Consider the following 26,949-nt stretch of genomic DNA (forward strand, 5'->3'; position numbering starts at 1 on the left):
TGGCCCCGACTCTAGGAACGGATCGCGGAATGCGGAATTGCTTTGGCGGCAGCAGTCCTTCGCGAAACGCGAAGGACCCGGCTGACGGCGGCGTTGCCCGCCCCTACTTTCTCTTCGAGATGCCCGATCCGGCGGCGGCCGGTGGCACAGGCGCATCGGGCGCCTTCACCCATCCGCGCAGCAGCACGCCCATGAAGAGCCCCGCGCCGAAGATCGCCCAGTACACCCAGCCCGGCAGGTTCTCGACGCCACTGTGCAGGTTCATGCCGAAGGCCGCGCCGATGGCCATCAGCGGGAATGTCAGCGCAGCGATGGTGTTGAGCTTGTGCTGCGCCCGGCTGACTTCGTTGGCCGCGCGCGCCTGCTGCTCGGCGGCGTGCGCGAGCCTGTAGTCGAGCGACATGCGGGTGTCCGCCAGCAGCAGTTCGAGCCCGCGTCCGATCTCGACCGCGCGGTCGCGCAGGTCGGTGATCATCGGGTCCCCCGGCACGGCCTCGCGCGCGGCCTGCAGGGTGGCCTGCATGTTCGACGCTGCGCGCGAAAGCGGAATCAGCGGCCCGAGGATCTGGAACAGGGCCTCCGAGTTTTCGGCGGCCTCGTGCCGGACCTCGAAGGCGCCCAGGGTCGCGCGGTAGTTCTCCACCAGCTTGGCCAGCGGCCGCTCGCCCGGGTTGTTGCCCTTGTGCAGCCAGGTACCGTCGGGCTTGCGCAGGAACACCGCCGACTTGCGCTCCGACCCCGTGCCTGCGGGCGGCTCGTGCAGGATCACCATCAGGTGCCCCTGCTCGTGAATGACGCGTTGCGCGCCGTAGCTGGAGCCACCCAGCCGCTGCTGCATCTCGGGTGGCAGCTCCCAGTCGTAGTCGATGCGTCGGGTGCTCATCGGGGGGCCTGCAGTTCTTTCCAGAGGCTGTCGAACTCGTCGGCGAAGCGCCGCACGAGCTGAGGGTCGTTCGTCAGCACCAGGTTCTCCTCGTTGAACTCGCAGGCGCTGCGCGTCCAGTTGTAGCTGCCGTTGAGCAGCCGGGCGCCGTCGAAGATGGCGAACTTGTGGTGCATGTGCGCCTCTGTGCGGTCCACCGCCACCGGAATGCCGGCGGCGCGCAGCTGGCCGATGTCGCTGCCGGCATCGAACTCCTTGTCGTTGTCGGAGATGCAGCGCAGCGACACGCCGCGCCGGTGCGCGGCCAGTACCTCGGCCGTGATGCGATCGTCCGACAGCGTGAACACGCACAGGTCGACGGAATGCCTGGCCGAGCGCAGCTGATGGTTGATGGCCTGCAGGCAGGCCGTGCCGGGGCTGAAGAAGGCCTGCGAGCGCACGGTCACGCTGCCGTCGGCCGAGCGGCCGGTGTCGATGGCGCGGACCACGCCCTCCAGCCACTTCAGCAGAGCCAGCTGCTCGGGGTCGGCAGTGCGGGCACGCACCAGGTCGAAGGCGCGGTTGCGCAGCTGGCGCAGGCCGTCTTCCGGCGGCTGGGCCTCGCGCAGCGTGTGGACCAGCACGCGGCGCTCGTCGTCGCTCAGGCGGGCATCGGCGAGGGTGTCGTCGAGCTGGGCCAGCAACGCGGGCAGCGTGGACGGTGCTTCTGTGGTCGCGGGCAGGGCCGACATCTCATTGCTCCTTGTTGTCCGGTCTGGGCGTGCGCTTCGGCTGCGCACGCGTCGCCATCGCCTCCGCCGCCAGCCGCTCCATGTTCTGTGCGATGGAGCGGTCCAGCTCCAGGCGGCGCTCGGTGGCGGTCACCAGCGGCAGGATCAGCTCGCGATAAGTCACGGCGATCTGCAGCACGGCATCGGCCAGTCGCTGGCCTTCGCTCGGCCCTTCCGCGGGCGCAACGGGTTCGGGCTTGAGCCTGTCGACCGCGCGCGCCACGTCGAGCATGCTGCTGGCGATGCGCTGGCTGCCATCCACGTCGGCCCCGCCCAGCTTGCGCTGGCGCACGAACTCCTCGCAGATCTCCTTCCAGCGCGCGTCCTCCTCGGGCGTCGGGCTGCCCAGGAGCTGGGCCAGGCGTAGCAGGTTCTCCTCGGCGCCGGTGGTCAGGGTCTGGGCCTCGCCGCGGTAGTGGTCGCGCAGCAGCGCATCGAGTTCGTCGTCGCGCATCAGCGCGGTGATCTTGCCCGCGAGCTTGGTCATGTTGCGGTAGCTGCCCTGCAGCTTGAAGGGCGGCGCGGCGCGGTACGACTCCTGCTGCGCGGCCGACTCGATGTAGGCGAGATTCACCTTCAGCAGCAGATCGCGCGCACGGAAGAGCCGCTGCAGCAGCGCCTTGATCTCCTCCAGCTCGACCGCGCTGTACGCGTGCGACAGCGCGCTGCTCGGCACCTCGTGGCCCTGTGCCATCTTCACCAGCAGCTGCACGTCCTTGGGGTCGCGCGAGGCCAGCGGCATGAGCGTGGGGTTGGAGGTCAGGCTGTTCTCGATGTACGAGAGCGCGAATGCCGCCTCGCGGCCCGAGAGCACGTCGCCGAGGTTGTAGATGTCGGCGCGGTTGGCCAGCATGTCCGGGATCTTGAACACGTCGCCCGACTCGGTATACGGGTTGCCCGCCATCACGACCGCGAAGCGCTTGCCGCGCATGTCGTAGCTGCGCGGCTCGCCGTTCCACACGCCCTCGATGCGGCGGGTGCCGTCGGCCAGCGCGATGAACTTCTGCAGGAACTCGGGGCTCGTGTGCTGGATGTCGTCGAGGTACAGCATCACGTTGCTGCCCATGGCCAGGCCTAGGTTGAGCTTCTCCAGCTCCTGCCGCGCCGCGCTGTTGGGCGCGTTCGCCGGGTCGATGGCCGTCACGCCGTGGCCCAGCGCCGGGCAGTTGATGCGCACGAAGATCAGGCCCAGCCGGTCGGCCACGTACTCCATGAGCGTGGTCTTGCCGTAGCCCGGCGGCGAGATCAGCAGCAGCAGGCCCATGCGGTCGGTGCGGCTGCCCTCGCCCGCCGAGCCGATCTGCTTGGCGAGGTTGTCGCCGATGATGGGCAGGTAAAGCTCGTCGATCAGCTGGTTGCGCACGAAGGTGGAAAGGGGCTTGGCCTGGAACTGGCTCAACTTGAGCCGCGCCTTCTCGCCCTCGAGCAGCTCGTGGCGCAGCCGTTGCAGCGCCTCGAAGCCCGGCACCGCGTGCTGCGTGTGGAAGAGGAAGCGGCGCCAGAAGTCGTTGAGGTTCAGCGTCAGGCGACCATCGGCCACGCGCGGATGTTCGCCGCGCAGCCCTTCCACCGTCTGGTCGAGCGCCACGTTGACGCGGGTGCGCTGCAGCGGCATGGCGAGCACGCTGGCCGCGTCGTCCACCCAGTCGACCGATTGCGGCGACTGGTGCACGGCGAAGGCGCGCACCCAGTCGCGCGCCAGCCGCCAGCGCTCGGCCGGCGGCGCGGCGTCGAGATCGGCCTGCCAGGCTTCGCGTCGGCGGCCACGCTCAAGCTCGCGCAGCAACGCTGCGGCAAGGTCTTCGCCGGCCCCCGAGACCACCCAGGTCTCGCCGCCATGCGCCGCAAGCTCGCGCACGAGGTAGGCGGCCGACTGGTCGCACAGCGTGGCGACGAGCGCCTTGCGGCCCTCGGGCTCCTGCTCTTCTTCCGCCTTCTCCGCCACCGCGAGCATGTCTGGCAGCACCTCGCGCAGGAAATGGCCCAGCGAGCGGGCGACGTCGGCCTCGAGCTGGTCGAGGGCGTCGCGCCGCCCGAACAGCTCCTGCATCTGCAGTGCCGCGCGCGCACGGCGCAGCAGCGACTCGCGGTGTGCGATGAGGTGGCCGTGCTGCCAGTAGAGCAAGGCCAGCGCGCGCTCCGTCGGCCCCCAGGCCAGCAGCCCGGCCTGGTCCTGCATGGCGACCAGCGCGGCCAGCAGGCGAAGCGCGTCGTCGTCGTGGATGCCCTTCTGGTAGCCCTCCTGGTAGCGCGCGGCGGCGAAGCGGCGGACCATTTCGAGCAGCTGCGGATGCTGCGGGTCTTCGGCCAGCAGCGTGCGCACGTCGGTCCAGCTGCGTTCGGCCTTGCCTTCGAGCAGCGCCTCGAGCAGGCACCCGGCGAGATACTCGGCGCGCGACAGATCGGGCGTCTCGGAGACCAGCGACTGGCCCCAGTAGGCCTGCAACGCGCGCAGGCGCTCGTCGTCCACCGGGCTCATGTAGTCCGTGCCCGTGACCTGGTAGGCCATGCCCTCATCGCGGGCCACCAGCGTCAGGTCGACCGGCTGGCGGTGCACGGTGAAGGCGTGGCGGCCCAGGCGCAGCGTGTCGCCACCCTCGCTCACCAGCTCGCGCTTGTCGCGCACGGCGCGCAGGGCCTGGTCGCGGGCGGTCTTCAGGCGGGTGTCGAGCTCGTCGGCCGGCACCGCCGAGCCCAGCGTGCGCAGGTCGGCGATCAGCGTGTGCAGCTTGCCGATCATCGGATCGGCGGCGAAATAGCTGTGGACCTGCCCCAGCTCGGCGAACTGCGCGATGCGGCGCGGAATGCCGTCGAGGATGCGCCCCGCCGCGTCGATCACGCCCTGCGCACGGCGCTGCCTGGCCTCGACCAGGGTCTGGCGCCTGGCCGACAGGGCCTCGTAGACGTTCTCGCGCTTCTCGGCGATGTCGCCCAGGAACTCGTCCTGCTCGGCGAAGCGGCCTTCGATTTCTTCCAGCTGCGCCAGAAGACGCGTGAGCGCGTCGTCGCACTTCTCGGGTGTGTCGGCGAACTCCAGCGCGTTCTCGACCGCCTGGCCGAAGAGCTTGAACTGCGCGCCGAACTCGGCCCTCGCCTCGGTCGCGCCCAGCGACTTGCGCCGCGCACGCGCATCGGCGCGCATGCGGTTGATGTCGGCGTAGATCAGCGAGATGCGGTCGAGGATGGAGGTGCGGACGACCGCATCGCCACCCGGCAGGCTGCCCAGCTGCTCGGTCAGCAGGTCGAGCCCGGCTGCCTGTTCGTCGAGCGTGGCGAGCAGTTGCCCCAGCGCCGGCGAGGTGGCGAGGTTGGGCAGCTCGGTCGCGAGCTTGTCCAGCGCATGGCGCTGGCCGGCGAAGGCCGTGTCGGCCGCCAGGAACTGCATGGCTCGCTCGCCGATGCGCTGCTGCTCGGATTCGAGCGCGGCGTCCATCGCGGCGATGCGCGGCAGGTCGGCGTAGCGCAGCTCCTTGAGCATCTGCAGCGCGCCGCGCCGTTCGCGCAGCCGGCCCAGCGCCTTCACGAAGTCGTCGGGTGCGCGCCAGAGCGTGCTGGCGATGTCGACCAGCAGCGCGCGCTGCTCTTCCTCCGCGCGGGCCAGCGCACGCGCCGTCTCGCGGCGGATGGTGTCGACCTTCTCGAACTCGGCCAGCGTGCTGCGCGCCACCTCGGCGATGCTGCGCAGCTCGGCCATGAGGCCGGTGGCCTCGGGCGCATCGAGCCAGAAGTAGGCATCGCTCACCCGGGTGCACTGGCGGATCAGGTCCTCGTAGGCCGCCTTGGTCGGCGCCTGCTCGCGCACCGCGCGGGCGATGCCCATCAGGTCGCTCACGCCACGGACCAGCTCGGCGTTGCCGATCTTGCCGAAGAAGCCGGTGGCGGGCGGCTGCGCGCTCACGTACTCTTCGCTGGCGAACGGCGTCTGCCACAGCTGCATCGGGTGCACGCGCGTCGGCTCGCTGTCGTTGTCGTGGAACACCAGGATGCGGCCGTCGGCGAAGCGTGCGTATCCGTTGGCGATGATCGGCGTGGCGAGCTTCTTCTCGATCAGGTTGTAGTTGAAGAGCGCGTAGCGCCCGGGCCTGGGGTCGTAGAAGATGTAGGCCACGTCTTCGCCGTTGGGCGAGCGCAGCATGCGCTTGAAGCGCAGGTTCTCGACCGTCTCGGCCGGCAGGTCGAAGCGCTTGTGCTCTCCCGACTGCAGGTAGTAGCCGCCCGGGAAGATGATGCCGTGGTCTTCCGGCAGCTGCACGCAGGAGCCGCCGATGGCATCGATGCGCTCGACCTGCTGGGTACGGATGTTGAACACCAGGTAGCGCGTGACCTGCTCGCGATAGGGCCTCACGCGCAGCAGGATCAGCATGCCGAGCTTCGCCCACGCGATCTCGGCGTCGGCGAGCGACTGGCTGCGGTCTTCCACCGGCTCGCTGTAGATGCCCAGCCCGGTCTCGGTGTTGTTCTCGATCTTGATCGTGAGGTCGCCGCCCAGCGTTTCGACGAAGACGGTGTCGAGCACGTTGACGTGCGGGTGCTTGCCGCCCACGTGGTCTTCGCGCGTGGCCACCGTCCACTCGAAGTCGTGGCTGGGCGGCAGCGCGATGTCGCGCTCGCCGCGGTTGTCGATGTACTGGATGCGGCCGTCACGCTCGATGGCCCAGCGGAAGACGCGCACGTCGGTGAGCTGCTGGCCGATCTGGAAGGAGGCGAGCAGCTTGTCCTGCGTCACGCGCAGCTGCAGCAGCGTGGCCTGCTTGTAGTAGGCGTACAGCTCGCGGAAGTCGGAGGCGAAGCGTGCATCTTCGAGGAAGCTGCCCGCCAGCGGCACCGGCTGCAGCTCGTCGCTGTCGGCGCCCTGCCCGGCCTCGCCCGGAGACACCAGGCGGTACAGCCCGAACACGTCGCCGACCGTGGTTTCCTTGCGCAGGCCGATGAACACGTTGTAGCCGAACAGCAGCAGGTCGCCGATGCGCACGAGGTCGCGTGCCACGGCGTTGTTCTCGGTGCGCGCGCGGGTGCGCAGCACCAGGGCCTGGTCGGAGCGGCCGAACTCTGCCAGCCGCTGCTCGTTGAGCGCCTGCGTCTTCTTCAGCAGGCCCTCGCCCTGGTTCTCCAGCCGCTTCTTCAGCAGGTCGTAGCTGCCGCTGCCGGACACAAGCGCCTCGGTCTGCGATTCGGCGGTGCCGCCCGGCGGCGCGCCTTTTTCATCCGTTGGTTGCATAGATCGGCGCGGTCAGTCCGCGCGCAGCAAGGCGAGCAGTTCGTCGCGGTGGGGCTGGGTATCGAGCCAGGCGCGGATGCGGTCCAGCTCGTCGATGCATACGTCGCCGTAGCGGCGGCGCAGCGCGGCAACGCGGGCCTCGCGGACCACCTCGGTCTGCAGGCGGCGCTGCCATCCGTCGGACAGCATCTCGTCGAGCCGGCCGGCCAGGCCCCGGCTCACGATGGCGCGCCACTCGCCCTGGTCGAACCAGAGGTTCTGGCAGGCCACGCAGCGGTCGACGCGGAAGTCGGGGCCTGCGCTCATGCGCAGGCGCTGCATCAGGCGTTGGCATTCGGGGCAGTGCCGCACCGCCGTGGCATCGAACACCTCGATGACCTCGTCGTCGACCGCCTGGGGCACGCGGCTCGCGTCGCCCGCCTTCCAGGCGCGCCAGTCGTCCATGTCCATCAGCATGCCGTGGCAATCGTCGCACTGCACCGCGAGCAGCCCCTCGGCCAGCGCCACCGGCCGCATCGGCGAGTGCGCGGGGCAGCTGCACGTGAGGCTCGGGTTCATCGCGCCACTTCCCCGGCGGCACCGTTGCGGAAGGTGGCGACCAGGTTGCGCAGCGCGCTCTTCTGGCTCTCGCTGCCGTCGCTGGCGATCCTGTTCATCAGCGCTGCCACGCTGAGGTTCTGCACCTCGCCCGACGAACTGCCGAGCGCACCGACGATGTCGCGCAGGTCCTTCACCACGTCGCGCTCGCCGGAGAGCTGATCCTTGAAGGCTACCTGCAGCGCGTTGCTCTTGGAGATGACGCCGTCGATGCCCTTGCCCACCGAGAGCGAGCGCACGAAGCTGTCGAAGTAGTCGCCCTGCCCGCCCACGATGTCGATCTTGGCGTTGGCCAGTGCGGTGCCCAGCACCTCGGCCTGTTCCTTGGCGATGGACGTCTGTGCGTCGATGCCCTTGAGAGTCTCGATGTGCGACTTCTCCAGGCGCATGCGGAACTCTTCGTGATCGCGCGTCTCGGGGCTCATGGCCTTCATGGCCTCGAACTTCTCGTGCAGGCCCTTGGCCTCGGCACCGAAGCGCGCTTCGATGACCTGAGCATCGGCCTGGCCCGACTTGAGCGTGGCCTCGGCGTCGGCCGTGCGCACGTTGACCTCGGCGAGGCCGAGCTTTTCCTTGCCCGAGGCCTCGGCCTCGAACTTGGCGCGCATGCCCGCGGCTTCGGCCTGCGAGCGAGCCTCGATCACCTGCGCGTCGGCCTGGCCGGCCTTGAGGATCGCATCGGCATCGGCCTGGCGCACGTGCACGTCGGCCAAGCCCAGCTTTTCCTTGCCCGAAGCTTCCGCCTCGAAGCTCGCGAGCTTGGCCTGCGCGGTGGCGATCTCGACCTTGGCGGCGGCCAGCCCCGGCGCGGCGGAGATGGCCTCGACGCCCTCGGCCTCGCGCTTCTTCGACTCGGCCTCGCGCTCGGCCACCTTCAGCTTGGCATCGGCCAGCGTGAGTTCTTCCGCGGCCTTGTGGCGTGCGCGTTTCTCCTGCGTCTCGGCTGCCTTCAGGTCGAGCACCATCTTCTCGTCGGCCTGCCCCTCGGCCATGATGACGACCGACTTCTTGGTGCGCTCGGCCTCTGCGACCACGCGCAGTTCCTTGATGGCCTCTTCCTGCTCGGCCACCGTGCGCTCGACCACGATGCGCTCGCGGATCACGTCGGCGATGGCCTTCTTCTGCACTTCGACGGCCTTGTCCTTCTCTATGCGCTGCAGCGTCACTTCCTTCTCGCGGTCGACAATTTCGAGGTCGCGGGCGCGGATGACCTTTTCTTCCTCGACGGCCACAGCGCGCTTGCGGTTGTTCTCGGCCACTTCCTTCTCGCGCTGCACGTTCTCCTGCTGCACCGACACCGACTGCTCCGCCAGCAGGCGCGCGGTTTCGGACTTGGTGCGCTCCTCGGCCTGGATCTTGGCGGTCTCGGCCTCCTCGCGGGCACGCACGCTGGCAATTTCGCGCTGCTGGCGCGCGGTGGCGTCGGCCTGCTGGCGCTCCAGTTCGAGCAGGGCTTCCTGCGTCTCGACGTTCTTCTTCTTGATCTGCATCTCCTCGTTGCGGCGCAGCTCGTTGGTGCGCACGTGCTCCACCGCCGTGAGCTCGGTGATCTTCTTGATGCCCTGCGCGTCGAGGATGTTGTTGGCGTCGAGTTCCGACAGCGGCGTCTGCTCGAGGAAGTCGATGGCCGCGTCTTCCAGCACGTAGCCCGAGAGGTCGTTGCCGATCTGGCTCACGATCTGGTCGCGGAAGTTGTCGCGCGCCTGGTAGAGGTCGACGAAGTCCATCGACTTGCCCACCGTCTTCAGCGCCTCGGAGAACTTGGCGGAGAACAGTTCTTCCAGCGTCTCGTGGTTGGAGGCTCGTGCGCAGCCGATGCCCTGCGCCACCTTCAGCACGTCGTCGGCGGTCTTGTTCACGCGCACGAAGAATTTCACCTTGATGTCCGCGCGGATGTTGTCGCGGCAGATCAGGCCCTCGTTGCCCGAACGGTCGATCTCGATGGTCTTGACCGAGATGTCCATCAATTCGGCCTTGTGGATGATCGGGTAGACCATGCGCCCGGTGAAGGTCACCTCGGGCTCCGCGCGCAACGTATTCACGATGAGCGCGTGGCCCTGCTCGATCTTGCGATAGAACTTGGCGAACATCGCGAACAGGCCGAGGATGACGACGGCCAGTATGACGATGGCGAAGATGATGGGCTCCATTTTTTCTCCAGAAATGCTTGAGAGCGAAAGAAACGGGTGAAAGGTGTGGCGCGCCCGGCAGCGCGCGCGATCAGGCGGACTGCTCGTCGTGCGCGACGATGAGGTAGCGCGCGGCCGCCTCGTCGTACTCGACGATCAACGCCTGCGAACCGCGCTTGAGGGCGTTGGGCGTTGTGGCCCATACCCGGATGTTCAGGCTGGCGCCGCGCCGCGCGACTTCGGCGCGGCCGTCCTTCTCGTTGACCACGCCGGTCACGACACGGCAGAGCTGGCCGACCAGCGCCGCGTTGCTCACGGCCGTGTGGCTCACGAAGAGGCCGCGCAGCGGACGGATCGCGACGGCGGTGATCGGAATGGCGATGACCGCGCTGGCCACCAGCAGCGCGGTGCCGGCCAGCAGCTGCAGCGCCATGGTGGGCACCAGCGGCAGCAGCCACTCGCCGCCGAGGCAGGACACGGTCCACGCGACGAGCACCAGCAGGCTCACGGCCACCGAGAACGGCACGCCGTTCAGGCCCAGGGCCACCACGTAGCTGGCCAGGTGGCCGATGTCGCTGGCGTCGCCGTCGGCATGCGTGTGCACGCCGACGTCGACATCGAGGCCGCTGTGTTCGATGTCGACCATGCCGAGCATCGCGAGCACCCAGTAGATCACCACGACGCCGAGCAGCACCGTGTAGATCGCGGTCGGGTACCCCGTCACCGCTCCCAAGAAATCGCCCATTGATCCTCCCGCGTGCGGGTTGTTGTCAGTTGTTCTGCTTGCTGCTGCGTACCGGCATCCTCCCGCCGGTGTTCTTCTTCGTTGCCGCCGCCGGCTTGCCCGCGAAGGCAATCAGGTCGCGCGTGGCCCTCTCCTTGATGGCCAGTCTGTCGTCTGCGGCGAGGTCGTAGCGCTTCGCCAGGAATTCATAGTCGGCGCCGCTCAGCGACACCGTGAGGCGCGGCCGTTTCGGCTTGGCGGTAGTGGCGAGGCCCAACACCTGCCGGATCTGGTCGGACGTGGAGACGTGCTGCCTGAAGGCCGCTGTGCGCACGGCCTCGAGCACGGCTTCTTCCACGTCGAAGGCGACCTGGACGGCGCGTATCGCCTCGTCCGAGCCTTGCCAGCGAACCGGCTTGACGCGCATGGTGCCTACTGCGCCTCGGGCCCTGCGGGCTTGGCCTGGCGGGCGCGGATGCGCTCCATCACCTTGCTGGCACGGTCGGCGTCGCCGCCGATGCCCGCGGCGGCCAGCTTCTTCTCGAGCGCGCCGTGGCCGAATTCATCTTCCAGCTGCTTGCTGGCGGTCATGCGGTCGGACAAGTCTTCGTGGCGCGCGCGGATGCGCTCCAGCGACTCGCGCGCGTTGGCCAGGCGCGAACCGCCGGCGCCGATGTTCTCGGAGATCGACTGCGTGGCGCGATAGACGCTCTCGGTGGTCTTGGCGATGCCGATCTCGCGCTCGTGCTCGCGGATGCGGGCCTCGGCCGACTTGATCAGGTCCTTGAGCTTGGACACCTGCAGCGCGTAGGAGGCGTGGGCCTTGGCCTGCTCTTCAAGCTCCTGCTCGAGCGCGCCGACCTTGGCCGCGACGTCGAGCGCCAGGCCCTCCTGCGTCTTGTTGAGCGCTTCGAGCGCGAGGCCCTCGTAGCGCGCGGCCTCGTTCTTCAGCCGCTCGATCTCGCGGGCCGACTGCATCTCCTTGGCCATCACGCCCGTGAGGTCGCCCTTGGCCTTCTCGATGCTGTGCTTGGCGTCGATGATTTCCTGCTCGTAGATGCGCGTGGCGTTGCTGTCGACCACGCTCTCGCCGATTTCGCGCGCGCTGCCGCGCAGCAGGGTGACGAGCTTCTTGATGACTGTCATGGGACCTCCGCTTAATTCAGGAATTCGGAAAGAGCGTCGAGCGCATCGAGCGCGTTGTCGCTGAGCACAGCAACCTCGCGTGCGATGTCCTGCACGCTGGCATCGCGGCCCAGCGCTCCGGTGAGCACATAGCGGCCATCGACCCGACCGAAGGAAGACAAGGGAACCGAGGGATTCAAGTCGAGCAGCGATTCGAGCAGCTCAGTGCGGCGTGCGGGCTTCACCTCTTCCTCGCCCCAGAGGTAGCAGATGCAGATGATCTGCATGTCCGAACTCGTGACGAAGATCGGCAGTTCGTCGCGCCCCTCGATGCTCACCTGGATCACGGGCGTGTGGCCCGGAATGGGCTGCAGCTGCACGGACCGCCCGCCCATCTCGGCGCCTGCCAGCACATCCAGTCCCTTCAGTTGATCGAGCAGTGGTTGCATACCTCTCCTTGTGGTGAATACCGTTGGAAGCGAGCGGTGCTTCGATGGATTCACTATAGGTGCGCGGACATAACATGTCAAAAAATTTCTTTCGCCGGGCCCATGACTTTCGGCACTGGCGCGCTACCTAGAATTCGCCGATGGCCAACCCGATCAACCCCGCTCGTGTCGATTTCGTGACGCTGCGCCTGTTCTGCGCTGTCGCCCAGTCGGGCAGCATCACCAAGGGCGCGGAGGCATGCCACCTCGCGCTCTCCGCAGCGAGCAGGCGGCTCTCCGACTTCGAGGCCGCAACGGGATCGAAGCTGCTCGAACGCAGCTCGCAGGGCATCGCGCTCACGCCCGCGGGCCATGTGGCGATGCAGCATGCGATGCGCCTCTTCCAGGGCTTCGAGCAGTTCAGCAGCGAGCTCGGCGACTATTCGAGCGGCGTGCGCGGCCATGTGCGGCTGTGGGCCAACATGTCGGCGCTGACGGAGTTCCTGCCCACCACGCTAGCGACCTTCCTGGCGCAGCATCCGGATATCCGCGTCGAAGTCGAGGAGCAACTGAGCGGCGACATCGTGCGCGCACTCGTCGACGGCCTTGCCGACGTCGGCGTCTTCGCCGAGAACACGCCCGCCTACGGCCTCGATGTCGCACCCTTCCAGACAGACGAGCTCGTGGTGCTGTGCGCCAGGCAACATCCGCTGGCACGCAGCCGCGTGAAGCAGACCAGCTTCAAGGCCTGCCTCGCGCATGAGTTCGTCGGCCTGAATCGCAGCAGTTCGCTGCTCGAACTCACCTCGCGCGCGGCCGAACAGGCCGGCATCCCGATGCGCCTGCGCGTGCAAGTGCGCAGCTTCGATGCGATGTGCCACATGATCGCGGCCAACCTCGGCATCGGCGTGGTGCCGCTGGCCGCGTGCAAGGCGCAGGTGGAGGCGCTCGACCTGAAGGTCGTGCGGCTCAGCGATGCGTGGGCCACGCGGCGGTTGCTGATGGCGACGAAGACAGGGGCCGATCTCTCTCCCGCGGCGCGGCTGCTGGTGCGGCAGCTTGTGCACCCGACCGGCCCCTGAAACCGCGCTTCGTCACGCCCGGCGAGCCTGTCCCGCCTCCGCCGCCTCCAGCACCACCCACTCCTCATCAGTGAACAGCCGCGAGCGCGTCAGGAACCGCACGCCCTGCGGCCCCTCCAGCGAGAACATGCCGCCTCTGCCGGGCACCATGTCGATGATGAGTTGCGTGTGCTGCCAGTACTCGAACTGCGGCCCGCTGATGTAGAACGGCATGCCGCCGATGTGCCCCAGCAGACGGTCGTAGTCGCCCACGATGAACTCGCCGCGGGCGTAGCACATGGGCGCGCTGCCGTCGCAGCAGCCGCCCGACTGATGGAACATCAGCGGGCCGTGCCTGGCGGCGAGTCTGTCGATCAGCGCGAGCGCGGCATCGGTCGCGGTGACGCGCAGGACTTCGCCGGTGCCGCTCATCAGAAGAAGCCCAGCTTGTTCTCGCTGTAGCTCACCAGCAGGTTCTTGGTCTGCTGGTAGTGGTCGAGCATCATCTTGTGGTTCTCGCGGCCGATGCCCGACTGCTTGTAGCCGCCGAAGGCCGCGTGCGCCGGATAGTGGTGGTAGCAGTTGGTCCACACGCGGCCGGCCTGGATGCCGCGGCCCATGCGGAAGGCGCGGTTCATGTCGCGGCTCCACACGCCGGCGCCCAGGCCGTAGAGGGTGTCGTTGGCGATGGCCAGCGCCTCTTCCTCGTCCTTGAAGGTGGTGACCGAGACCACCGGGCCGAAGATTTCTTCCTGGAAGATGCGCATCCTGTTGTTGCCGCTGAACACGGTCGGCTTCACGTAATAGCCGCCGGCGAGGTCGCCCTCGAACTGCTGGCGCTCGCCGCCGATCAGCACCTTCGCGCCCTCCTGCCGGCCGATGTCGAGGTACGACAGGATCTTCTCCAGCTGCTCGCTGGAGGCCTGCGCGCCGATCATGGTGGCCATGTCCAGCGGGCTGCCCTGCCTGATGGCGGCCACGCGCTTGAGGGCGCGCTCCATGAAGCGGTCGTAGATCGACTCCTGGATGAGCGCGCGCGACGGGCAGGTGCACACCTCGCCCTGGTTCAGCGCGAACATCGCGAAGCCCTCGAGCGCCTTGTCGAAGAAGGCGTCGTCCTTGTCCATCACGTCGGCGAAGAAGATGTTGGGCGACTTGCCGCCCAGCTCCAGCGTGACCGGGATCAGGTTCTGGCTCGCGTACTGAGAGATCAGCCGGCCCGTGGTGGTCTCGCCGGTGAAGGCGATCTTGCCGATGCGGTTGCTCGACGCCAGCGGCTTGCCCGCCTCCACGCCGAAGCCGTTGACCACGTTCAGCACGCCCGGCGGCAGCAGGTCGCCGATGAGCTCCATCAGCACCAGGATCGACACCGGCGTCTGCTCGGCCGGCTTGATCACCACGCAGTTGCCGGCCGCGAGCGCTGGCGCCAGCTTCCACACGGCCATCAGGATCGGGAAGTTCCACGGAATGATCTGCCCCACCACGCCGATCGGCTCGTGGAAGTGGTACGCGAAGGTTTCATGGTCGATCTCGCTGATGCCGCCCTCCTGCGAGCGCACGCACGAGGCGAAGTAGCGGAAGTGGTCGATGGCCAGCGGCAGGTCGGCCGCCGTGGTCTCGCGGATGGGCTTGCCGTTGTCCCAGGTCTCGGCCGCCGCGAGGATGGCCAGGTTCTCCTGCATGCGGTCGGCAATCCTGTTGAGGATGTTGGCGCGCTCGGTGGTAGAGGTGCGGCCCCAGGCGGCCTTGGCCTTGTGGGCGGCGTCCAGCGCGCGCTCGATGTCGGCCGCGGTGGAGCGCGGCACCTCGCAGAAGACCTTGCCGGTGACGGGCGTGATGTTCTCGAAATACTGGTTGTCCGCCGGCGCGACCCATTCGCCGCCGATGTAGTTGCCGTAGCGCTTCTTGAACGGCACCGTGGTACCGAATTTGCCCGGTTCGAGCATGTCCATGACGTTGTCTCCATGTGCAGGGTGATGGCGCCGCGACATGCGGCGGCCGCACGCTGGAGCGCAAGCCTCGTACCCGGCCGGATCGGGACAATCCCTGAGTACTTCCGCCGTGCAGATGCGCGCGTCAGCGGGTTTTCATTCGCAATCTGCGACATGTTCCGGCGAACATGGCGACTACGATGTCGCACAAGGCGAAACCCCATCGGAGACACGCATGAGTGCACAAGCGCAGTTGCCGTCGATCGCAGTGGCACAGGCCCGGGAGCTCTTCTTCGGCCAGGGCTGCGACCCGGCACCGTGGATCGCGCCTCACATCTCGCGCTCCTGGCAGCGCAGCCGCCCGGTCGACCACCATGCCGTCGACCCCGAGCCGATGGCTCTGGCCCTGCTGAGCGAGCGGCGCGAGCAGGCCATGCGCCTGCTGAACTGCGCTCAGCCCGAGCTCGACGGGCTGGCCGAGCACGCGGTCGGCAACGGCTGCGTGGTGATCCTGTCGGACGCCAGCGGGCTGATCCTCGAGGAGATCGGCAGCGCCGACTTCCTGCCCAAGGCCCAGCGCATCGCGCTGCAGCCCGGCGTGGAATGGTCGGAGCACAACCGGGGCACCAACGCCATCGGCACCGCGCTGGCGGAGCGAGAAGCGCTGATGGTGCTGGGCGGCGAGCACTACCTGGCACAGAACAGCGAACTGGGCTGCGCGGCGGCGCCGATCTTCACCGGGCGCGGCGAGTTGGCCGGCGCACTCGACATCTCGGGCGAGACGGTGCGTGTGAACACCCACGCGCTGGGGCTGGTGCGCATGGCGGCGCAGCAGGTCGAGCACCGCATGATGCTGGCCGAGGCCGGCGGCCACGTGCTGCGCTTCCATGCGCGGCCGGCGCTGATCGGCACGGCGCGCGAAGGGCTGATGGTGATCGAGGGCGGCCGCATCGTCGCGGCCAACCGCGTCGCACTCGAACTCTTCGGCCGCTCCTGGAAAGAGCTGCTCGACCTGGAGGCCGAGGACTTCCTCGGCGCGAACTGGCCGCGCATGGAGCACCGGCGCGGCCTGCTCACGCTCCCGGGCGGGCGGCAGATCGCGACGGTGATGGAGCGCTCGAGCAACCCGGGCAGCGTTCGTCCACTCCAGCGCCGCGGCATGCATACCCAGGGCGCGGCCGAAACCGACGACGTGCAGCCTCTGCTGCACAAGGCGGTGCGGGTGCTCAACGAAGGCGTCTCCGTGCTGGTCAACGGCGAGACCGGCAGCGGCAAGGAGGTGTTCTCGCGCCGGCTGCATGCCGCCAGCCGTCGCAGCGCGGGGCCTTTCGTCGCGGTGGACTGCGCCTCGCTGCCCGAGACGCTGATCGAATCGGAGCTCTTCGGCTACGAGCAGGGAGCCTTCACCGGAGCGAAGCGCAAGGGCATGGCGGGGCGCATCCGCGAAGCCCACGGCGGCGTGCTGTTCCTCGACGAGATCGCGGAAATACCGCTGGCTCTGCAGACGCGGCTGCTGCGCGTGCTGGAGGAACGCCTGGTCACGCCGCTGGGTGGCGGCCAGGGCGTGCCGGTGGACTTCGACCTGGTCTGCGCCACCCACGGCCACCTGCCCTCGCTGGTGGAAGCCGGCCGCTTCCGCGCCGACCTGATGTACCGGGTGGCCGGCTTCACCGTCACGCTGCCGGCGCTGAGGCAACGCGACGACAGGCATGCGCTGATCTCGCGGCTTTTCCTCGAAGCGGGCGGCGCGGCGAAGCATCTGCAGCTGGAGGCCGACGCGCTGGAAGCCCTGGCTGCATACCGGTGGCCGGGCAACGTGCGCGAACTGCGCAGCACGCTGCGCTCCATCGTGGCGCTGGCCGACGCGGGCGATGCGGTGACCGCGGCCATGCTCCCGGCGCATCTGCTCGGCAATCACGCGCCTCCAGCCGAGCACGCGCCGACGCCGGCCGCACCGCAGGCGGCGCCCCTGCAGGCCATGACGCGCCACGCCCTCGACGAGGCACTGAAGGCCTGCGACCACGACGTCGCGAAGGCCGCGCGCAGGCTGGGCATCCACCGCAGCACGATCTACCGGCATCTCGCGCGCCAGCGCGGCAAGCCCGCCGGGAACTGACGTCGAACGTACGCGCGCGGGGCCACATTCATGCCCGGCACGCACCGGCGACCGCAACCAAAGACTGACTTGCCCCGTGGTGCCGGAGCGGCCAGACTTTGCGCGAAGCGCCGCTCCAGCATTCATGACCACCCGCAAATCCGTCCGCCGCCTGTCCGCCGTTCCTTCCACCTTGCGGATTCCCTTGGCCGCGCGAGCCTCGGGTGACACGATGTTCCCGCAGGTGGCCGTGCGCGATGCCTACGCCGCAGGCATCCTCGAACAGATCCGCGACGAGGGCGACCCGCTCCCGGAAGACCGGGCCACCATCTACGGCATCCTCTCGCGCACCCGGCGCTTCCGCAGCCTGGCGCAGGACTTCCTCAAGCTGCACCCCGGTGCGCGCATCGTGAACATGGGCTGCGGCCTCAGCCACTACTTCCAGTGGCTGGACGACGGCAAGTCCCGCATGACCGATGCCGACCTGCCCGAGGTGCTCGAGCTGCGCCACGAGCTGCTTCCCGAGCCCGGCGAACGCCATGACCTGCGCGAGCTCGACCTCACCACCACCGGCTGGTGGGAGCAGCTGGGCCTGCCGCGCAAACGCAGCGCGCAGCCGGTGTTTCTCTTCACAGAGGGCGTGCTGATGTACCTGGAGCCCGCGCAAGTCGAGGCGGTACTCGCCACCTTCGGCGAGCGCGCGCCGGCGGGTTCGGTGCTGGCCTTCGACGCGATGTGCTGGCTGGCGGTGGGGCGCGGCAGGCAGCATCCGTCGGTTCGCGTGACCGGGGCCGAGTTCAAGTGGGGCATCCGCCGCACGGCCGAGCTGACGCAGCCCCATCCGCGCCTGAGCCTCGAGGGCACCTACCGGGTGCTCGAAGGCTTCGGCCTGCCCTACACGCTGTTCGCACCGATGGTCATGTTGTTCCTGGGCGTGCCGCTCTATGCGCTCTACGCGCTGCAGGCGACGGATGCCGCGGATACATAAACGCACAATTTTGCGGATTGCCGGTTTTGTCCGGCGCGCGCTGCGCGGATCGGCTGACGCGGGCCGGGAACGGAAAGCGCCAAGCTTCGGGGGTGTGTACGGTCGCGGAAAATGCCATATCGTTTCCGCAGCAGACCTTCTTTCCTCTCCCTTTTTCCTCCCCCAAGAGATTCGCAACCCTCAAGAACCACATGCTTGATCGCCGATCCTTCCTTGCCGCCGGCGGTGCCGCTGCCGCACTCGCCGCCCTCGGACTGCCCGAAGAGGCCCTCGCCGCCAACGGCCTGCAACTGAGCCAGCCCACGCCCTTCTCCTTCGACGCGCTGGTCGCGCAGGCAAAGGCGCTGGCCGGCAAGCCCTACGCCGCCCCGGCGCCGCTGGCACCCGAGGTGCTCGACCGCATCGACTACGACGCGCACGGCAAGATCAAGTTCGACCCGGCCAACGCACTCTTCCGCGACGGGCCGGGCGCGTTCCCGGTCACCTTCTTCCACCTCGGGCGCTTCTTCCAGACGCCCGTGCGCATGAACGTGCTGGAGAACACCGACGGCGACGCCTTCTCGCGCGAGGTGCTCTACAGCCCCTCCTACTTCTCGATGCCGCCCGACAGCCCCGCGCGCTCGCTTCCGCCGGGCGCGGGCTTCGCCGGCTTCCGCCTGCAGGAAAGCCGACTGGGCGACCAGGGCAAGCTCGACTGGCAGAAGAACGACTGGGTCGCCTTCCTGGGTGCCTCTTACTTCCGCGCCATCGGCGAGCTCTACCAGTACGGCCTGTCGGCGCGGGGCATCGCGCTCGACGTGGCGGTGCCCGACCGGCCCGAGGAGTTCCCGAACTTCACGCGCTTCTACTTCGAGACGCCGGCCGCGAACAACACGACGTCGATGACGGTCTACGCGCTGCTCGAAGGGCCGAGCGTGACGGGCGTGTTCAAGTTCGTCATGCAGCGCACCAGGGCCGTCATCATGGACATCGACGCACGCATCTTCGTGCGCAAGGACGTGGCCCGCCTGGGACTGGTGCCGCTGACCTCGATGTACTGGTACTCGGAGACCATCAAGCCCACCGCCATCGACTGGCGCCCCGAGGTGCACGACTCCGACGGCCTCGCGATCTGGAACGGCGCGGGCGAGCGCATCTGGCGCCCGCTCAACAACCCCTCGCAGACGCGCGCCTCGGCTTTCGCCGATACGAAGCCGCGCGGCTTCGGCCTGCTGCAGCGCGACCGCGCCTTCGACCATTACCAGGACGGCGTGAACTACGAGAAGCGCCCGAGCCTGTGGATCGAGCCGCTGGGCGACTGGGGCGAAGGCTCGGTGCAGCTCATCGAGATCCCGACCGACGACGAGATCCACGACAACATCGTCGCCTTCTGGGTGCCCAAGGCCGACGCGAAGGCCGGCGCCAGCTACAGCCTGCAGTACCGGCTGCACTGGACCGACCAGGAGCCCTTTCCATCGCCGCTCGCGCGCTGCGTGGCCACGCGCATCGGCCGCGGCGGCCAGCCGGGGCAGCCGCGGCCGCAGGGCGTGCGCAAGTTCATGGTGGAGTTCATCGGCCAGCCGCTTACGACCGTGCCCTTCGGCGTGAAGCCGGAGGTGGTGCTGACGGCCGCGCGCGGCAAGTTCTCGTACGTCTTCGCCGAGGCCGTGCCCAACGGCGTGCCCGGCCACTGGCGCGCGCAGTTCGACTTCACGCCCGAGGGCAACGAGCCGATCGACATGCGCATGTACCTGAAGAACGGCGACCAGACGCTCACCGAGACCTGGCTGTACCAGTACCAGCCAGGTTGATTTCTTCGAGCGCTGCGGCTCGAAGCCTCAGCGCTTCGAGACGGAGATCAGCTCGACTTCGAAGTTGAGCGTGGCGTTCGGCGGGATCACGCCGCCGGCGCCACGCGAGCCGTATGCGATCGACGGGGGGCAGGTCAGCTTGGCCTTGCCGCCCGGCTTCATCTTCTGCACGCCTTCGGTCCAGCACGGGATCACGCCGTTGAGCGGGAACTCGGTGGGCTCGCCGCGCTTGTAGGAGCTGTCGAATTCCTTGCCGCTGTCGGGGAAGGTGCCGCGGTAGTGCACCTTGACCACGTCGGTGGCCGCGGGCGATGCGCCGGTGCCTTCCTTGATCGACTGGTAGACCAGGCCGCTCGGCGTGGTGACGGGCGCGGACTGCGCGAACGCGGCGGGCATGGCAACGAAGGAAACCAGGGCGGCACAGAAAAGAGACTTCACGGAACACCTCGAGGATTGAGAGACCTCGATTATGGCCAGCGGCCATGCAGGCCCACGGTGGAACAACCCTTGCTTTGGCGAATGTGCACTGTCAACATTCACGAAGAGAGGAAGTCGCATGAACTCCACCACTGCCGCCGGCACGGCCGCATCGCCTGCCCCCGCAGGCACAGGCCATCTCAAGAAAGTGCTCGGCCCCGTTCAGCTCTGGGGCATCGCGGTGGGCCTCGTCATATCCGGTGAGTACTTTGGTTGGAGCTACGGCTGGAACACGGCCGGCACGCTCGGCTTCCTGGTCGCCACTGTGCTGGTGGCCACCATGTACACCACCTTCATCTTCAGCTTCACCGAACTCTCGACCGCCATCCCGCACGCGGGTGGTCCTTTTGCCTACGCCCGGCGCGCCTTCGGTCCCAGCGGTGGCTTCGTCGCGGGCTTCGCGACGCTGATCGAATTCGTCTTCGCGCCGCCGGCCATCGCGCTGGCCATCGGCGCGTATCTCAACGTGCAGTTCCCGGGCATCAACCCGAAGTGGTTCGCGCTCGGCGCGTACGTGATCTTCATCGGGCTCAACTGGATCGGCGTGGGCATCGCGGCGGCGTTCGAGCTCTTCGTGACAGTGCTGGCCATCGTCGAACTGCTGGTGTTCATGGGCGTGGTCACGCCCGGCTGGACCATGGCCAACTTCGTGGCCAACGGCTGGGCCGGCGGCAGCGTGCTGAACGGCGCGGCCGTCGCGGGCATCTTCGCTTCGATCCCGTTCGCGATCTGGTTCTTCCTCGCCATCGAGGGCGCGGCCATGGCGGCCGAGGAGGCACGAGATCCGCACCGCACCATTCCCATCGCCTACACCACGGGCATCGTCACGCTGGTGGTGCTGGCCTTCGGCGTGATGATCTTCGCGGGCGGCGTGGGCGACTGGCGCAAGCTCGCCAACATCAACGACCCGCTGCCGCAGGCCATGAAGGCCGTGGTGGGCGACAACAGTGGCTGGCTGCACATGCTGGTGTGGATCGGCCTGTTCGGGCTGATCGCCTCCTTCCACGGGATCATCATGGGCTACTCGCGCCAGATCTTCGCGCTGGCGCGCGCGGGCTACCTGCCGCGCTACTTTGCAGGCCTGAGCCCGCGCTTCGACACGCCGCACCGCGCGCTGCTGGCCGGCGGCGTGATCGGCGTCATCGCCATCTTCAGCGACGAGTGGGTGCAGTTCGGCGGCCAGACGCTCACCGCCAACATCGTGACCATGGCCGTGCTCGGCGCCATCGTGATGTACCTGATCTCGATGGCCGCGCTCTTCAGGCTGCGCCGCACCGAGCCGGATCTGCCGCGCACCTACCGCGCGCCCTTCTACCCCGTGTTTCCGGCCATCGCCTTCGGCCTGGGCTTGGTGTGCCTGGGCGCGATGGTGTGGTTCAACGGCATGCTCACGCTACTGTTCATCGTGCTGATGGCCGCCGCCTACGGCTACTTCCTGCTGACATCGGGGCAACGCGATGCGGCCGCGCCCGACGAAATGCTGTCTTCCCGGACCACCGGCTCCTGACATCGGGCCCCTCCAGAAGATGCTCTATCGCACCACCATCGCCGGGCAGGTCTTCACCTTCGAAGACCTGCGGCAGGTCATGGCCTTCGCCAGCCCTGCGCGTTCGGGCGACTACCTCGCGGGCATCGGTGCGGCCACCGCGCAGCAGCGCATGGCCGCGCGGCATGTGCTGGCCGACACACCGCTCAAACAGTTCCTCACCGAGGCGCTGATTCCCTACGAGAGCGACAACATCACGCGCCTCATCATCGACAGCCACGACGCGCAGGCCTTCGCGCCGGTGTCGCACCTCACGGTGGGCGACTTCCGCAACTGGCTGCTGTCGGACGCAGCCACCACCGCCACGCTCACGGCACTGGCGCCCGGCCTCACGCCGGAGATGGTCGCGGCCGTGTCCAAGCTCATGCGCAACCAGGACCTGGTGTCGGTCGCGAAGAAGTGCAGCGTGGTCACGCGCTTTCGCGACACCATCGGCCTGCCCGGCCATCTCTCGGTGCGCCTGCAGCCCAACCACCCGACCGACGACCTGCGTGGCGTGGCCGCCTCCACGCTAGACGGCCTGCTCTACGGCGCGGGCGACGCTGTGATCGGCCTCAACCCCGCTTCCGACAGCATGCCCGTGCTGGGCCGCCTGCTGCACATGCTCGACGAGGTGATCCAGCGCTTCGAGATCCCCACGCAGAGCTGCGTGCTCACGCACGTGACCAACACGCTCAGGCTCGCCGAAGCCGGCGCGCCGGTCGACCTGGTGTTCCAGTCGATCGCGGGCACCGAGAAGGCGAACCTCTCCTTCGGCGTGACGCCGGAACTGCTCGACGAGGCCCATGCGGCGGCGCAGTCGCTCAAGCGCGGCACCGTGGGCGACAACGTCATGTACTTCGAGACCGGCCAGGGCAGCGCTCTCTCGGCCAACGCCAACTTCGGCGTCGACCAGCAGACCTGCGAAGCGCGCGCCTACGCGCTGGCGCGGCGCTACAGGCCGCTGCTCATCAACACGGTGGTGGGCTTCATCGGGCCGGAGTACCTGTACGACGGCAAGCAGATCATCCGCGCCGGGCTGGAAGACCATTTCTGCGGCAAGCTGCTGGGCCTGCCCATCGGCTGCGACGTCTGCTACACCAACCACGCCGAGGCCGACCAGGACGACATGGACACCCTGCTCGTGCTGCTGGGCACGGCGGGCATCAACTTCATCATGGGCATTCCGGGCGCCGACGACGTGATGCTCAACTACCAGAGCACCTCCTTCCACGACGCACTGTTCCTGCGCGACACGCTGGGCCTGAAGCGCGCGCCGGAGTTCGAGGCATGGCTGCAGCGCATGCAGATCACCGACGAGGCCGGCAAATTGGCGCCGCCTTCCTCTAACCGGCTGCTGGCCGACATGAGCGGGCTGTCCGCGCTGACGTCATGAGCAGCCCCGAATCGCCCGTCACCCCCAACCCCTGGTCGCAATGGCGCTCGGCCACGCCCGCGCGGCTGGCGCTGGGCCGCGCCGGCTCGGGCATGCCCACCGACGAGACGCTGCGCTTCGGCTGGGCGCACGCGATGGCGCGCGACGCGATCCATGCCGCGCTCGACGTCGACGCGCTGGCGGCTGCCCTCACCGCGCAGCGCTGGGAAGTGGCCCGCGCACGCAGCCGGGCGGCGGACCGCACCGAATACCTGCGCCGTCCCGACCTCGGCCGCCAGCTCGACGAGAGCGACGCAACGCGCCTGCTCGCCGAGCGGCGCTACGGCTGCGACGTCTGCGTGGTGATCGGCGACGGGCTTTCCTCGCTCGCCGTGGCACGCCATGCGGTGCCGCTGCTGGCCGCGCTGCGCCCGCACCTGCCGGCCGGCACGCGCTTCGCACCGGTGGTGATCGCCACTCAGGCGCGTGTGGCGCTGGCCGACGAGGTGGGTGAGCTGTTCGGCGCGGCGCTGTCGGTGATGCTGATCGGCGAGCGGCCGGGCCTCAGCTCGCCCGACAGCCTGGGCATCTACCTGACCCACACGCCCACGCGCGGGCGGCACGATGCCGAGCGCAACTGCATCTCGAACGTGCGGCCCGAGGGCCTGTCGAGCGAGGCGGCCGCGTTCAAGCTGGCATGGCTCATGCGGGAGTCCCTGCGCAGGGGGCTGACGGGCGTGGGGCTCAAGGACGAGAGCGACCTTGCGGTGCTGGAGCAGCGCGAGACCCCGGAGATCAGCCGGGCGGGCAGCCTCCCAAGTTAGAAAATTATGCAATAAAATGACTTTTAAGCCTTTTAACAGTCATTTTATTGATGCCAAAAAGCAGCCGCAGCCTCTCGGCCCTGCCTTCGCACACCATTCGCCCCCTTGAACAGCTGGGCTTGCGCCTGCGCGCGCACAGGATCCATCGCGAATGGACGGTTGCCGAAATGGCCGAGCGGCTGCTGTGCTCACCCAACACGCTGCGCGCGCTCGAATCCGGCAAGCCTGGCACCAGCATCGGCCTGCTTGCCCATGCGCTGTGGCTCTTCGGCGAAATCGATTCGCTCGACAACGTAGCCCCCGCCCCAGCAGGGCTGGCCGCAAAACGCCGGGTGCGCAAGTCGGCAACCCGCGGGGCGGCGGGCGTGATCGCGGAGGACGAGCGTGACTTCTGAAGCCGATGAAGTCGAGCGGCGTGTCTACGTCGGACTCGCGCACCGAACGGGCGCGCAGGTGCAACCGGCCGGACTGATGAAGCTCGTTCGCCGTGGTGTCATGGAATCCGGTGAATTCGCCTACGGCCGGCGCTACCTCGAAGACCCGGAAGCTGCACCGCTCAACCTCGAGCACCTGCCGCTGCGCGACGCCGCCTTCGTGCTGGCCGAAAGCCGCATCCGCGACGGTGGCGCCATGCCGCTCACGTTGCGCGACGCACTGCCGGACAGCTGGGGACGCAAGGTGCTCGAAATACGCCAGGGCAAGCCGCTTTCGGACATCGACGCGCTTTTACTGACCAACGAGGACCGCGTCGGCGCGATGGTGTTCGCCGAAACCCTGCCCATCCGCAGCGACGAACCACCGGTCGCGCTCCGGTCGCTCCAGGAACTCGCCGAAGCCTCGCATCGCATCGAACAAGGCCTGGAGATCGGCCCCGACATGCATCTGTTGCTGCGCGGCGGCAGCCTGGGCGGCGCGCGCCCCAAGGCAGCGTTCGTGCACGAGGGCCGGCGCTGCATCGCCAAGTTCGCATCACGCGGTGACGACCACGACGTGGAAGTGATCGAAGCAGCCACGCTCTGGCTGGCCGATGCCTGCGGGATCGCAGTACCGCCCTTCCTGCTGCAGCCTCTCTCATCCGGGCATGCCTTGCTGGTAGAGCGCTTCGATCGCGCGGGACCGGTGACCGACGAGCGGCGCTTTCACTATCTCTCGGCGTCGGCGCTGCTCGATGTGCCTTATGAATCCAGCCGGGGCAGCTATGTCGAACTGGCCCAGTTGCTGCGGCGCATCTCCGCGCAGCCACAAGAGGACCTGGCCGAATTGTTCCGGCGGCTGGTGTTCAACCTGGCGGCGGGGAACAGCGACGATCACGTCAAGAACCACGGCGCGCTGCGCGGCGACGACGGACAGTGGCGCCTGGCGCCTGCGTTCGACCTCGTCATGCAGCTTGGCGGTCACACGGGTTATCAGGAGCTCGCCATTCTTCCAGGGCAGCACGCGTCGAGCCTCGCCCTGGCGCGCGAGGCAGCGCCGCACTTCGGGCTATCGGCTGCGGCGGCGGAAGAAGTCATCCTGGCTATTGGTGAAACGGTTGCCGTCCATGCGGCGGCGAGCGTGGCGGCTGCCGGCGGCAATGTGGCACTGGTGCGGCGGGTGGCAGGCTTTGTCGAACAGCAGGCCGAACGCATCGCGGCTTAGCGCGCCGTACGGCGGAATGCATGGCCATCAGGCACGGCCTGGCACAGCTGATGCGTAGGTTGAGGTTTCTCTCAATCTGCAACGCTCAAAACCAGGAAAAGCATGCAACGCCGCCTCCTCCTTCTCACCCCCATGGCCGCAGCGCTCGTCGCCGCCGGATGTGCCAGCCTTTCGCCCGCAAAGAGCCTCGCGCCCGGCAACTGGGACGCCTTCAACCGCGCGCAGATCGAGGGCCTGATCGCCAGCGTCGGCAAGGCAAGCCCGGGCTATGACGCCACGAAGCCGCCCTACGTGGTGTTCGACTGGGACAACACCAGCGTCTTCCTCGACATCGAGGAGGCCGCGCTCATCTATCAGCTCGAGAACCTCGTCTTCGGCGCCACGCCCGCGCAGCTCGAAGTGGCGCTGCGCAAGAACATCCCGAAGAAGGACTTCCTGCCCGCCTACAACAACGCCGCCGGCCAGGCCGTGAACATCGACGCGGTGGTGCCCGACATCGTCGCGAGCTACACATGGCTCTACCAGAACTACAAGGGGCTGAAGGGCGACCAGTCGCTGGCCGTGGTGGCATTGAGCCCGCACTACGGTGCCTTCACCACCAAGGTGCGCTATCTCTATGAAGCCATCGGCGACACCTTCGACCACGACACGGCCTACCCGTGGGTCACCTATCTCTTCGCCGGCATGACCGAGGGGCAGGTGCGCAAGCTCACGGCCGACACGGTGGCCTGGCAGTTGAAGGAGCCCGTGGCCAAGGTCAAGTGGACTTCGCCATCCGCCCTGCCGGGACGCGCGGGCGTGGTCTCGGTGAGCTGGAAGAACGGCCTGCGGCTGCAGCCCGAGATGCAGCAGCTGTACGCCGCCTTCCGCAACGCCGGCTTCGACGTGTGGGTGTGCTCGGCCTCCTTCGTCGACGTGATCAAGGAGATCTCGTCGAATCCGGCCTTCGGCTACAACAACCCGCCCGAGCGCGTGCTGGCGATGGAGCTGGAGCGCGACGCCAGGGGCGTGATCCAGCCGGAGTTCCGCCGCGGCTACGACCAGACGCAGGGCCCGGGCAAGACGAAGAACATCCGGCGCTTCCTGGTCAGCAAATACGGCTACGGTCCGAGCTTCGTGGCCGGCGACAGCGAAGGCGACCAGAACATGATGGCCGACTTCGCCGACACGAAGAAGGTGCTGATCGTCAACCGCCTGCGCGACCCGAAGACCGACATCGGCAGGTTCTCCGCCATGGCGGTGCAGAACTACGGCAAGGCCGACACGCGCTACCTGCTGCAGGGTCGGGACGACAACACCGGCTCGTGGGTGAGCTCGCAGCTGCACACGCCGCTGGGCGCCACGCAAGGCAAGGTGCTCAAGTAAGAGAAC

Annotated in this window: 22 protein-coding genes; 10 read left to right on the forward strand and 12 right to left on the reverse strand. The window is 68.1% G+C overall.

Annotated features, from left to right (window positions below; genetic code table 11):
• Positions 1-103: 103 nt before the first annotated feature.
• The 9 genes from ABL843_RS19000 to ABL843_RS19040 all read right to left on the reverse strand — a co-directional run bounded on the left by ABL843_RS19000 (position 104) and on the right by ABL843_RS19040 (position 11,895).
• Complete coding sequence (locus ABL843_RS19000; protein ID WP_418116871.1) at positions 104-883, reverse strand: hypothetical protein; 780 nt, start codon at positions 881-883, stop codon at positions 104-106.
• Complete coding sequence (locus ABL843_RS19005) at positions 880-1,614, reverse strand: phospholipase D-like domain-containing protein (RefSeq protein WP_369661780.1); 735 nt, start codon at positions 1,612-1,614, stop codon at positions 880-882. The genes ABL843_RS19000 and ABL843_RS19005 overlap by 4 nt, the downstream gene beginning before the upstream one ends.
• Position 1,615: 1 nt before the next feature.
• Positions 1,616-6,871, reverse strand: coding sequence for a DNA repair ATPase (locus ABL843_RS19010; RefSeq protein ID WP_418116872.1), 5,256 nt, complete (start codon positions 6,869-6,871; stop codon positions 1,616-1,618).
• Between the two features lie 12 nt (positions 6,872-6,883).
• Positions 6,884-7,429: a zf-TFIIB domain-containing protein gene (locus ABL843_RS19015; RefSeq protein ID WP_126021949.1), complete on the reverse strand. Its 546-nt coding sequence runs from the start codon at positions 7,427-7,429 to the stop codon at positions 6,884-6,886.
• Complete coding sequence (locus ABL843_RS19020) at positions 7,426-9,618, reverse strand: hypothetical protein (RefSeq protein WP_184636951.1); 2,193 nt, start codon at positions 9,616-9,618, stop codon at positions 7,426-7,428. The genes ABL843_RS19015 and ABL843_RS19020 overlap by 4 nt, the downstream gene beginning before the upstream one ends.
• Positions 9,619-9,688: 70 nt before the next feature.
• Complete coding sequence (locus tag ABL843_RS19025) at positions 9,689-10,342, reverse strand: OB-fold-containig protein (RefSeq protein WP_126021947.1); 654 nt, start codon at positions 10,340-10,342, stop codon at positions 9,689-9,691.
• 25 nt (positions 10,343-10,367) lie between these two features.
• Positions 10,368-10,748 carry a hypothetical protein gene (locus ABL843_RS19030; protein WP_126021946.1) on the reverse strand — a complete coding sequence of 127 codons (381 nt, stop codon included), beginning with the start codon at positions 10,746-10,748 and terminating at the stop codon, positions 10,368-10,370.
• 5 nt (positions 10,749-10,753) lie between these two features.
• Positions 10,754-11,467, reverse strand: coding sequence for a PspA/IM30 family protein (locus tag ABL843_RS19035; RefSeq protein ID WP_184636948.1), 714 nt, complete (start codon positions 11,465-11,467; stop codon positions 10,754-10,756).
• 11 nt (positions 11,468-11,478) lie between these two features.
• The gene (locus ABL843_RS19040; protein ID WP_184636946.1) at positions 11,479-11,895 is read right to left on the reverse strand and encodes a YjfI family protein; all 417 of its coding nucleotides are present in this window, start codon (positions 11,893-11,895) and stop codon (positions 11,479-11,481) included.
• A 140-nt stretch (positions 11,896-12,035) separates the two neighbouring features.
• On the opposite strand from ABL843_RS19040, the gene ABL843_RS19045 reads away from it, so the two are divergent.
• Positions 12,036-12,956, forward strand: a complete 921-nt coding sequence (locus ABL843_RS19045; RefSeq protein ID WP_418116873.1) for a LysR family transcriptional regulator — start codon at positions 12,036-12,038, stop codon at positions 12,954-12,956.
• A 12-nt stretch (positions 12,957-12,968) separates the two neighbouring features.
• Here the strand turns inward: ABL843_RS19045 and ABL843_RS19050 are convergent, their stop codons facing one another.
• On the reverse strand, positions 12,969-13,367 hold the full coding sequence (locus tag ABL843_RS19050; RefSeq protein ID WP_418116874.1) for a DUF779 domain-containing protein: 399 nt from the start codon (positions 13,365-13,367) through the stop codon (positions 12,969-12,971).
• Positions 13,367-14,887 carry an aldehyde dehydrogenase gene (gene adh / locus ABL843_RS19055; protein ID WP_418116875.1) on the reverse strand — a complete coding sequence of 507 codons (1,521 nt, stop codon included), beginning with the start codon at positions 14,885-14,887 and terminating at the stop codon, positions 13,367-13,369. The genes ABL843_RS19050 and adh overlap by 1 nt, the downstream gene beginning before the upstream one ends.
• Before the next feature lie 214 nt (positions 14,888-15,101).
• Here adh and ABL843_RS19060 point away from each other — a divergent pair, with 214 nt between their 5' ends.
• The 3 genes from ABL843_RS19060 to ABL843_RS19070 all read left to right on the forward strand — a co-directional run bounded on the left by ABL843_RS19060 (position 15,102) and on the right by ABL843_RS19070 (position 19,739).
• Positions 15,102-16,982: a sigma-54-dependent Fis family transcriptional regulator gene (locus ABL843_RS19060; RefSeq protein ID WP_418116876.1), complete on the forward strand. Its 1,881-nt coding sequence runs from the start codon at positions 15,102-15,104 to the stop codon at positions 16,980-16,982.
• 124 nt (positions 16,983-17,106) lie between these two features.
• A complete protein-coding gene (locus ABL843_RS19065) occupies positions 17,107-17,949 on the forward strand; it encodes a class I SAM-dependent methyltransferase (protein WP_418116877.1) in 843 nt (280 codons plus the stop codon).
• 191 nt (positions 17,950-18,140) lie between these two features.
• On the forward strand, positions 18,141-19,739 hold the full coding sequence (locus ABL843_RS19070; RefSeq protein ID WP_369661772.1) for a glucan biosynthesis protein: 1,599 nt from the start codon (positions 18,141-18,143) through the stop codon (positions 19,737-19,739).
• A gap of 27 nt (positions 19,740-19,766) precedes the next feature.
• On the opposite strand, the gene ABL843_RS19075 is transcribed toward ABL843_RS19070, so the two are convergent.
• A complete protein-coding gene (locus ABL843_RS19075) occupies positions 19,767-20,135 on the reverse strand; it encodes an FKBP-type peptidyl-prolyl cis-trans isomerase (RefSeq protein WP_221297473.1) in 369 nt (122 codons plus the stop codon).
• A 160-nt stretch (positions 20,136-20,295) separates the two neighbouring features.
• Between ABL843_RS19075 and eat the strand changes: the two genes are divergently transcribed.
• The 6 genes from eat to ABL843_RS19105 all read left to right on the forward strand — a co-directional run bounded on the left by eat (position 20,296) and on the right by ABL843_RS19105 (position 26,943).
• Positions 20,296-21,723, forward strand: a complete 1,428-nt coding sequence (eat, locus tag ABL843_RS19080) for an ethanolamine permease (protein WP_184636932.1) — start codon at positions 20,296-20,298, stop codon at positions 21,721-21,723.
• Positions 21,724-21,742: 19 nt separating this feature from the next.
• Positions 21,743-23,137, forward strand: a complete 1,395-nt coding sequence (locus ABL843_RS19085) for an ethanolamine ammonia-lyase subunit EutB (protein ID WP_418116879.1) — start codon at positions 21,743-21,745, stop codon at positions 23,135-23,137.
• Positions 23,134-23,940, forward strand: coding sequence for an ethanolamine ammonia-lyase subunit EutC (gene eutC / locus ABL843_RS19090; RefSeq protein ID WP_126021933.1), 807 nt, complete (start codon positions 23,134-23,136; stop codon positions 23,938-23,940). The genes ABL843_RS19085 and eutC overlap by 4 nt, the downstream gene beginning before the upstream one ends.
• Positions 23,941-24,059: 119 nt before the next feature.
• The gene (locus ABL843_RS19095; protein WP_240650619.1) at positions 24,060-24,335 is read left to right on the forward strand and encodes a helix-turn-helix domain-containing protein; all 276 of its coding nucleotides are present in this window, start codon (positions 24,060-24,062) and stop codon (positions 24,333-24,335) included.
• Entirely contained in the window at positions 24,325-25,578 is a 1,254-nt protein-coding gene (locus ABL843_RS19100) for a type II toxin-antitoxin system HipA family toxin (protein WP_418116880.1), read from the forward strand. Before ABL843_RS19095 ends, ABL843_RS19100 begins: the two co-directional genes overlap by 11 nt.
• 102 nt (positions 25,579-25,680) lie before the next feature.
• Positions 25,681-26,943 carry a haloacid dehalogenase-like hydrolase gene (locus ABL843_RS19105; protein WP_418116881.1) on the forward strand — a complete coding sequence of 421 codons (1,263 nt, stop codon included), beginning with the start codon at positions 25,681-25,683 and terminating at the stop codon, positions 26,941-26,943.
• The last annotated feature ends 6 nt before the right edge of the window (positions 26,944-26,949 follow it).

This window comes from Variovorax sp. 350MFTsu5.1, from assembly GCF_048302515.1.
GTDB classification, from domain to species: domain Bacteria; phylum Pseudomonadota; class Gammaproteobacteria; order Burkholderiales; family Burkholderiaceae_C; genus Variovorax; species Variovorax guangxiensis.

What these genes read in the sequence shown, in the direction of transcription:
- ABL843_RS19035 (WP_184636948.1), bottom strand. Translation starts at nt 11,467, where the DNA reads ATGACAGTCATCAAGAAGCTCGTCACCCTGCTGCGCGGCAGCGCGCGC.
- adh (WP_418116875.1), bottom strand. Translation starts at nt 14,887, where the DNA reads ATGGACATGCTCGAACCGGGCAAATTCGGTACCACGGTGCCGTTCAAG.
- ABL843_RS19025 (WP_126021947.1), bottom strand. Translation starts at nt 10,342, where the DNA reads ATGGGCGATTTCTTGGGAGCGGTGACGGGGTACCCGACCGCGATCTAC.
- ABL843_RS19015 (WP_126021949.1), bottom strand. Translation starts at nt 7,429, where the DNA reads ATGAACCCGAGCCTCACGTGCAGCTGCCCCGCGCACTCGCCGATGCGG.
- ABL843_RS19045 (WP_418116873.1), top strand. Translation starts at nt 12,036, where the DNA reads ATGGCCAACCCGATCAACCCCGCTCGTGTCGATTTCGTGACGCTGCGC.
- ABL843_RS19000 (WP_418116871.1), bottom strand. Translation starts at nt 883, where the DNA reads ATGAGCACCCGACGCATCGACTACGACTGGGAGCTGCCACCCGAGATG.
- ABL843_RS19030 (WP_126021946.1), bottom strand. Translation starts at nt 10,748, where the DNA reads ATGCGCGTCAAGCCGGTTCGCTGGCAAGGCTCGGACGAGGCGATACGC.
- ABL843_RS19085 (WP_418116879.1), top strand. Translation starts at nt 21,743, where the DNA reads ATGCTCTATCGCACCACCATCGCCGGGCAGGTCTTCACCTTCGAAGAC.
- ABL843_RS19065 (WP_418116877.1), top strand. Translation starts at nt 17,107, where the DNA reads ATGACCACCCGCAAATCCGTCCGCCGCCTGTCCGCCGTTCCTTCCACC.
- ABL843_RS19105 (WP_418116881.1), top strand. Translation starts at nt 25,681, where the DNA reads ATGCAACGCCGCCTCCTCCTTCTCACCCCCATGGCCGCAGCGCTCGTC.
- eat (WP_184636932.1), top strand. Translation starts at nt 20,296, where the DNA reads ATGAACTCCACCACTGCCGCCGGCACGGCCGCATCGCCTGCCCCCGCA.
- ABL843_RS19040 (WP_184636946.1), bottom strand. Translation starts at nt 11,895, where the DNA reads ATGCAACCACTGCTCGATCAACTGAAGGGACTGGATGTGCTGGCAGGC.
- ABL843_RS19070 (WP_369661772.1), top strand. Translation starts at nt 18,141, where the DNA reads ATGCTTGATCGCCGATCCTTCCTTGCCGCCGGCGGTGCCGCTGCCGCA.
- ABL843_RS19005 (WP_369661780.1), bottom strand. Translation starts at nt 1,614, where the DNA reads ATGTCGGCCCTGCCCGCGACCACAGAAGCACCGTCCACGCTGCCCGCG.
- ABL843_RS19060 (WP_418116876.1), top strand. Translation starts at nt 15,102, where the DNA reads ATGAGTGCACAAGCGCAGTTGCCGTCGATCGCAGTGGCACAGGCCCGG.
- ABL843_RS19075 (WP_221297473.1), bottom strand. Translation starts at nt 20,135, where the DNA reads ATGCCCGCCGCGTTCGCGCAGTCCGCGCCCGTCACCACGCCGAGCGGC.
- eutC (WP_126021933.1), top strand. Translation starts at nt 23,134, where the DNA reads ATGAGCAGCCCCGAATCGCCCGTCACCCCCAACCCCTGGTCGCAATGG.
- ABL843_RS19050 (WP_418116874.1), bottom strand. Translation starts at nt 13,367, where the DNA reads ATGAGCGGCACCGGCGAAGTCCTGCGCGTCACCGCGACCGATGCCGCG.
- ABL843_RS19020 (WP_184636951.1), bottom strand. Translation starts at nt 9,618, where the DNA reads ATGGAGCCCATCATCTTCGCCATCGTCATACTGGCCGTCGTCATCCTC.
- ABL843_RS19010 (WP_418116872.1), bottom strand. Translation starts at nt 6,871, where the DNA reads ATGCAACCAACGGATGAAAAAGGCGCGCCGCCGGGCGGCACCGCCGAA.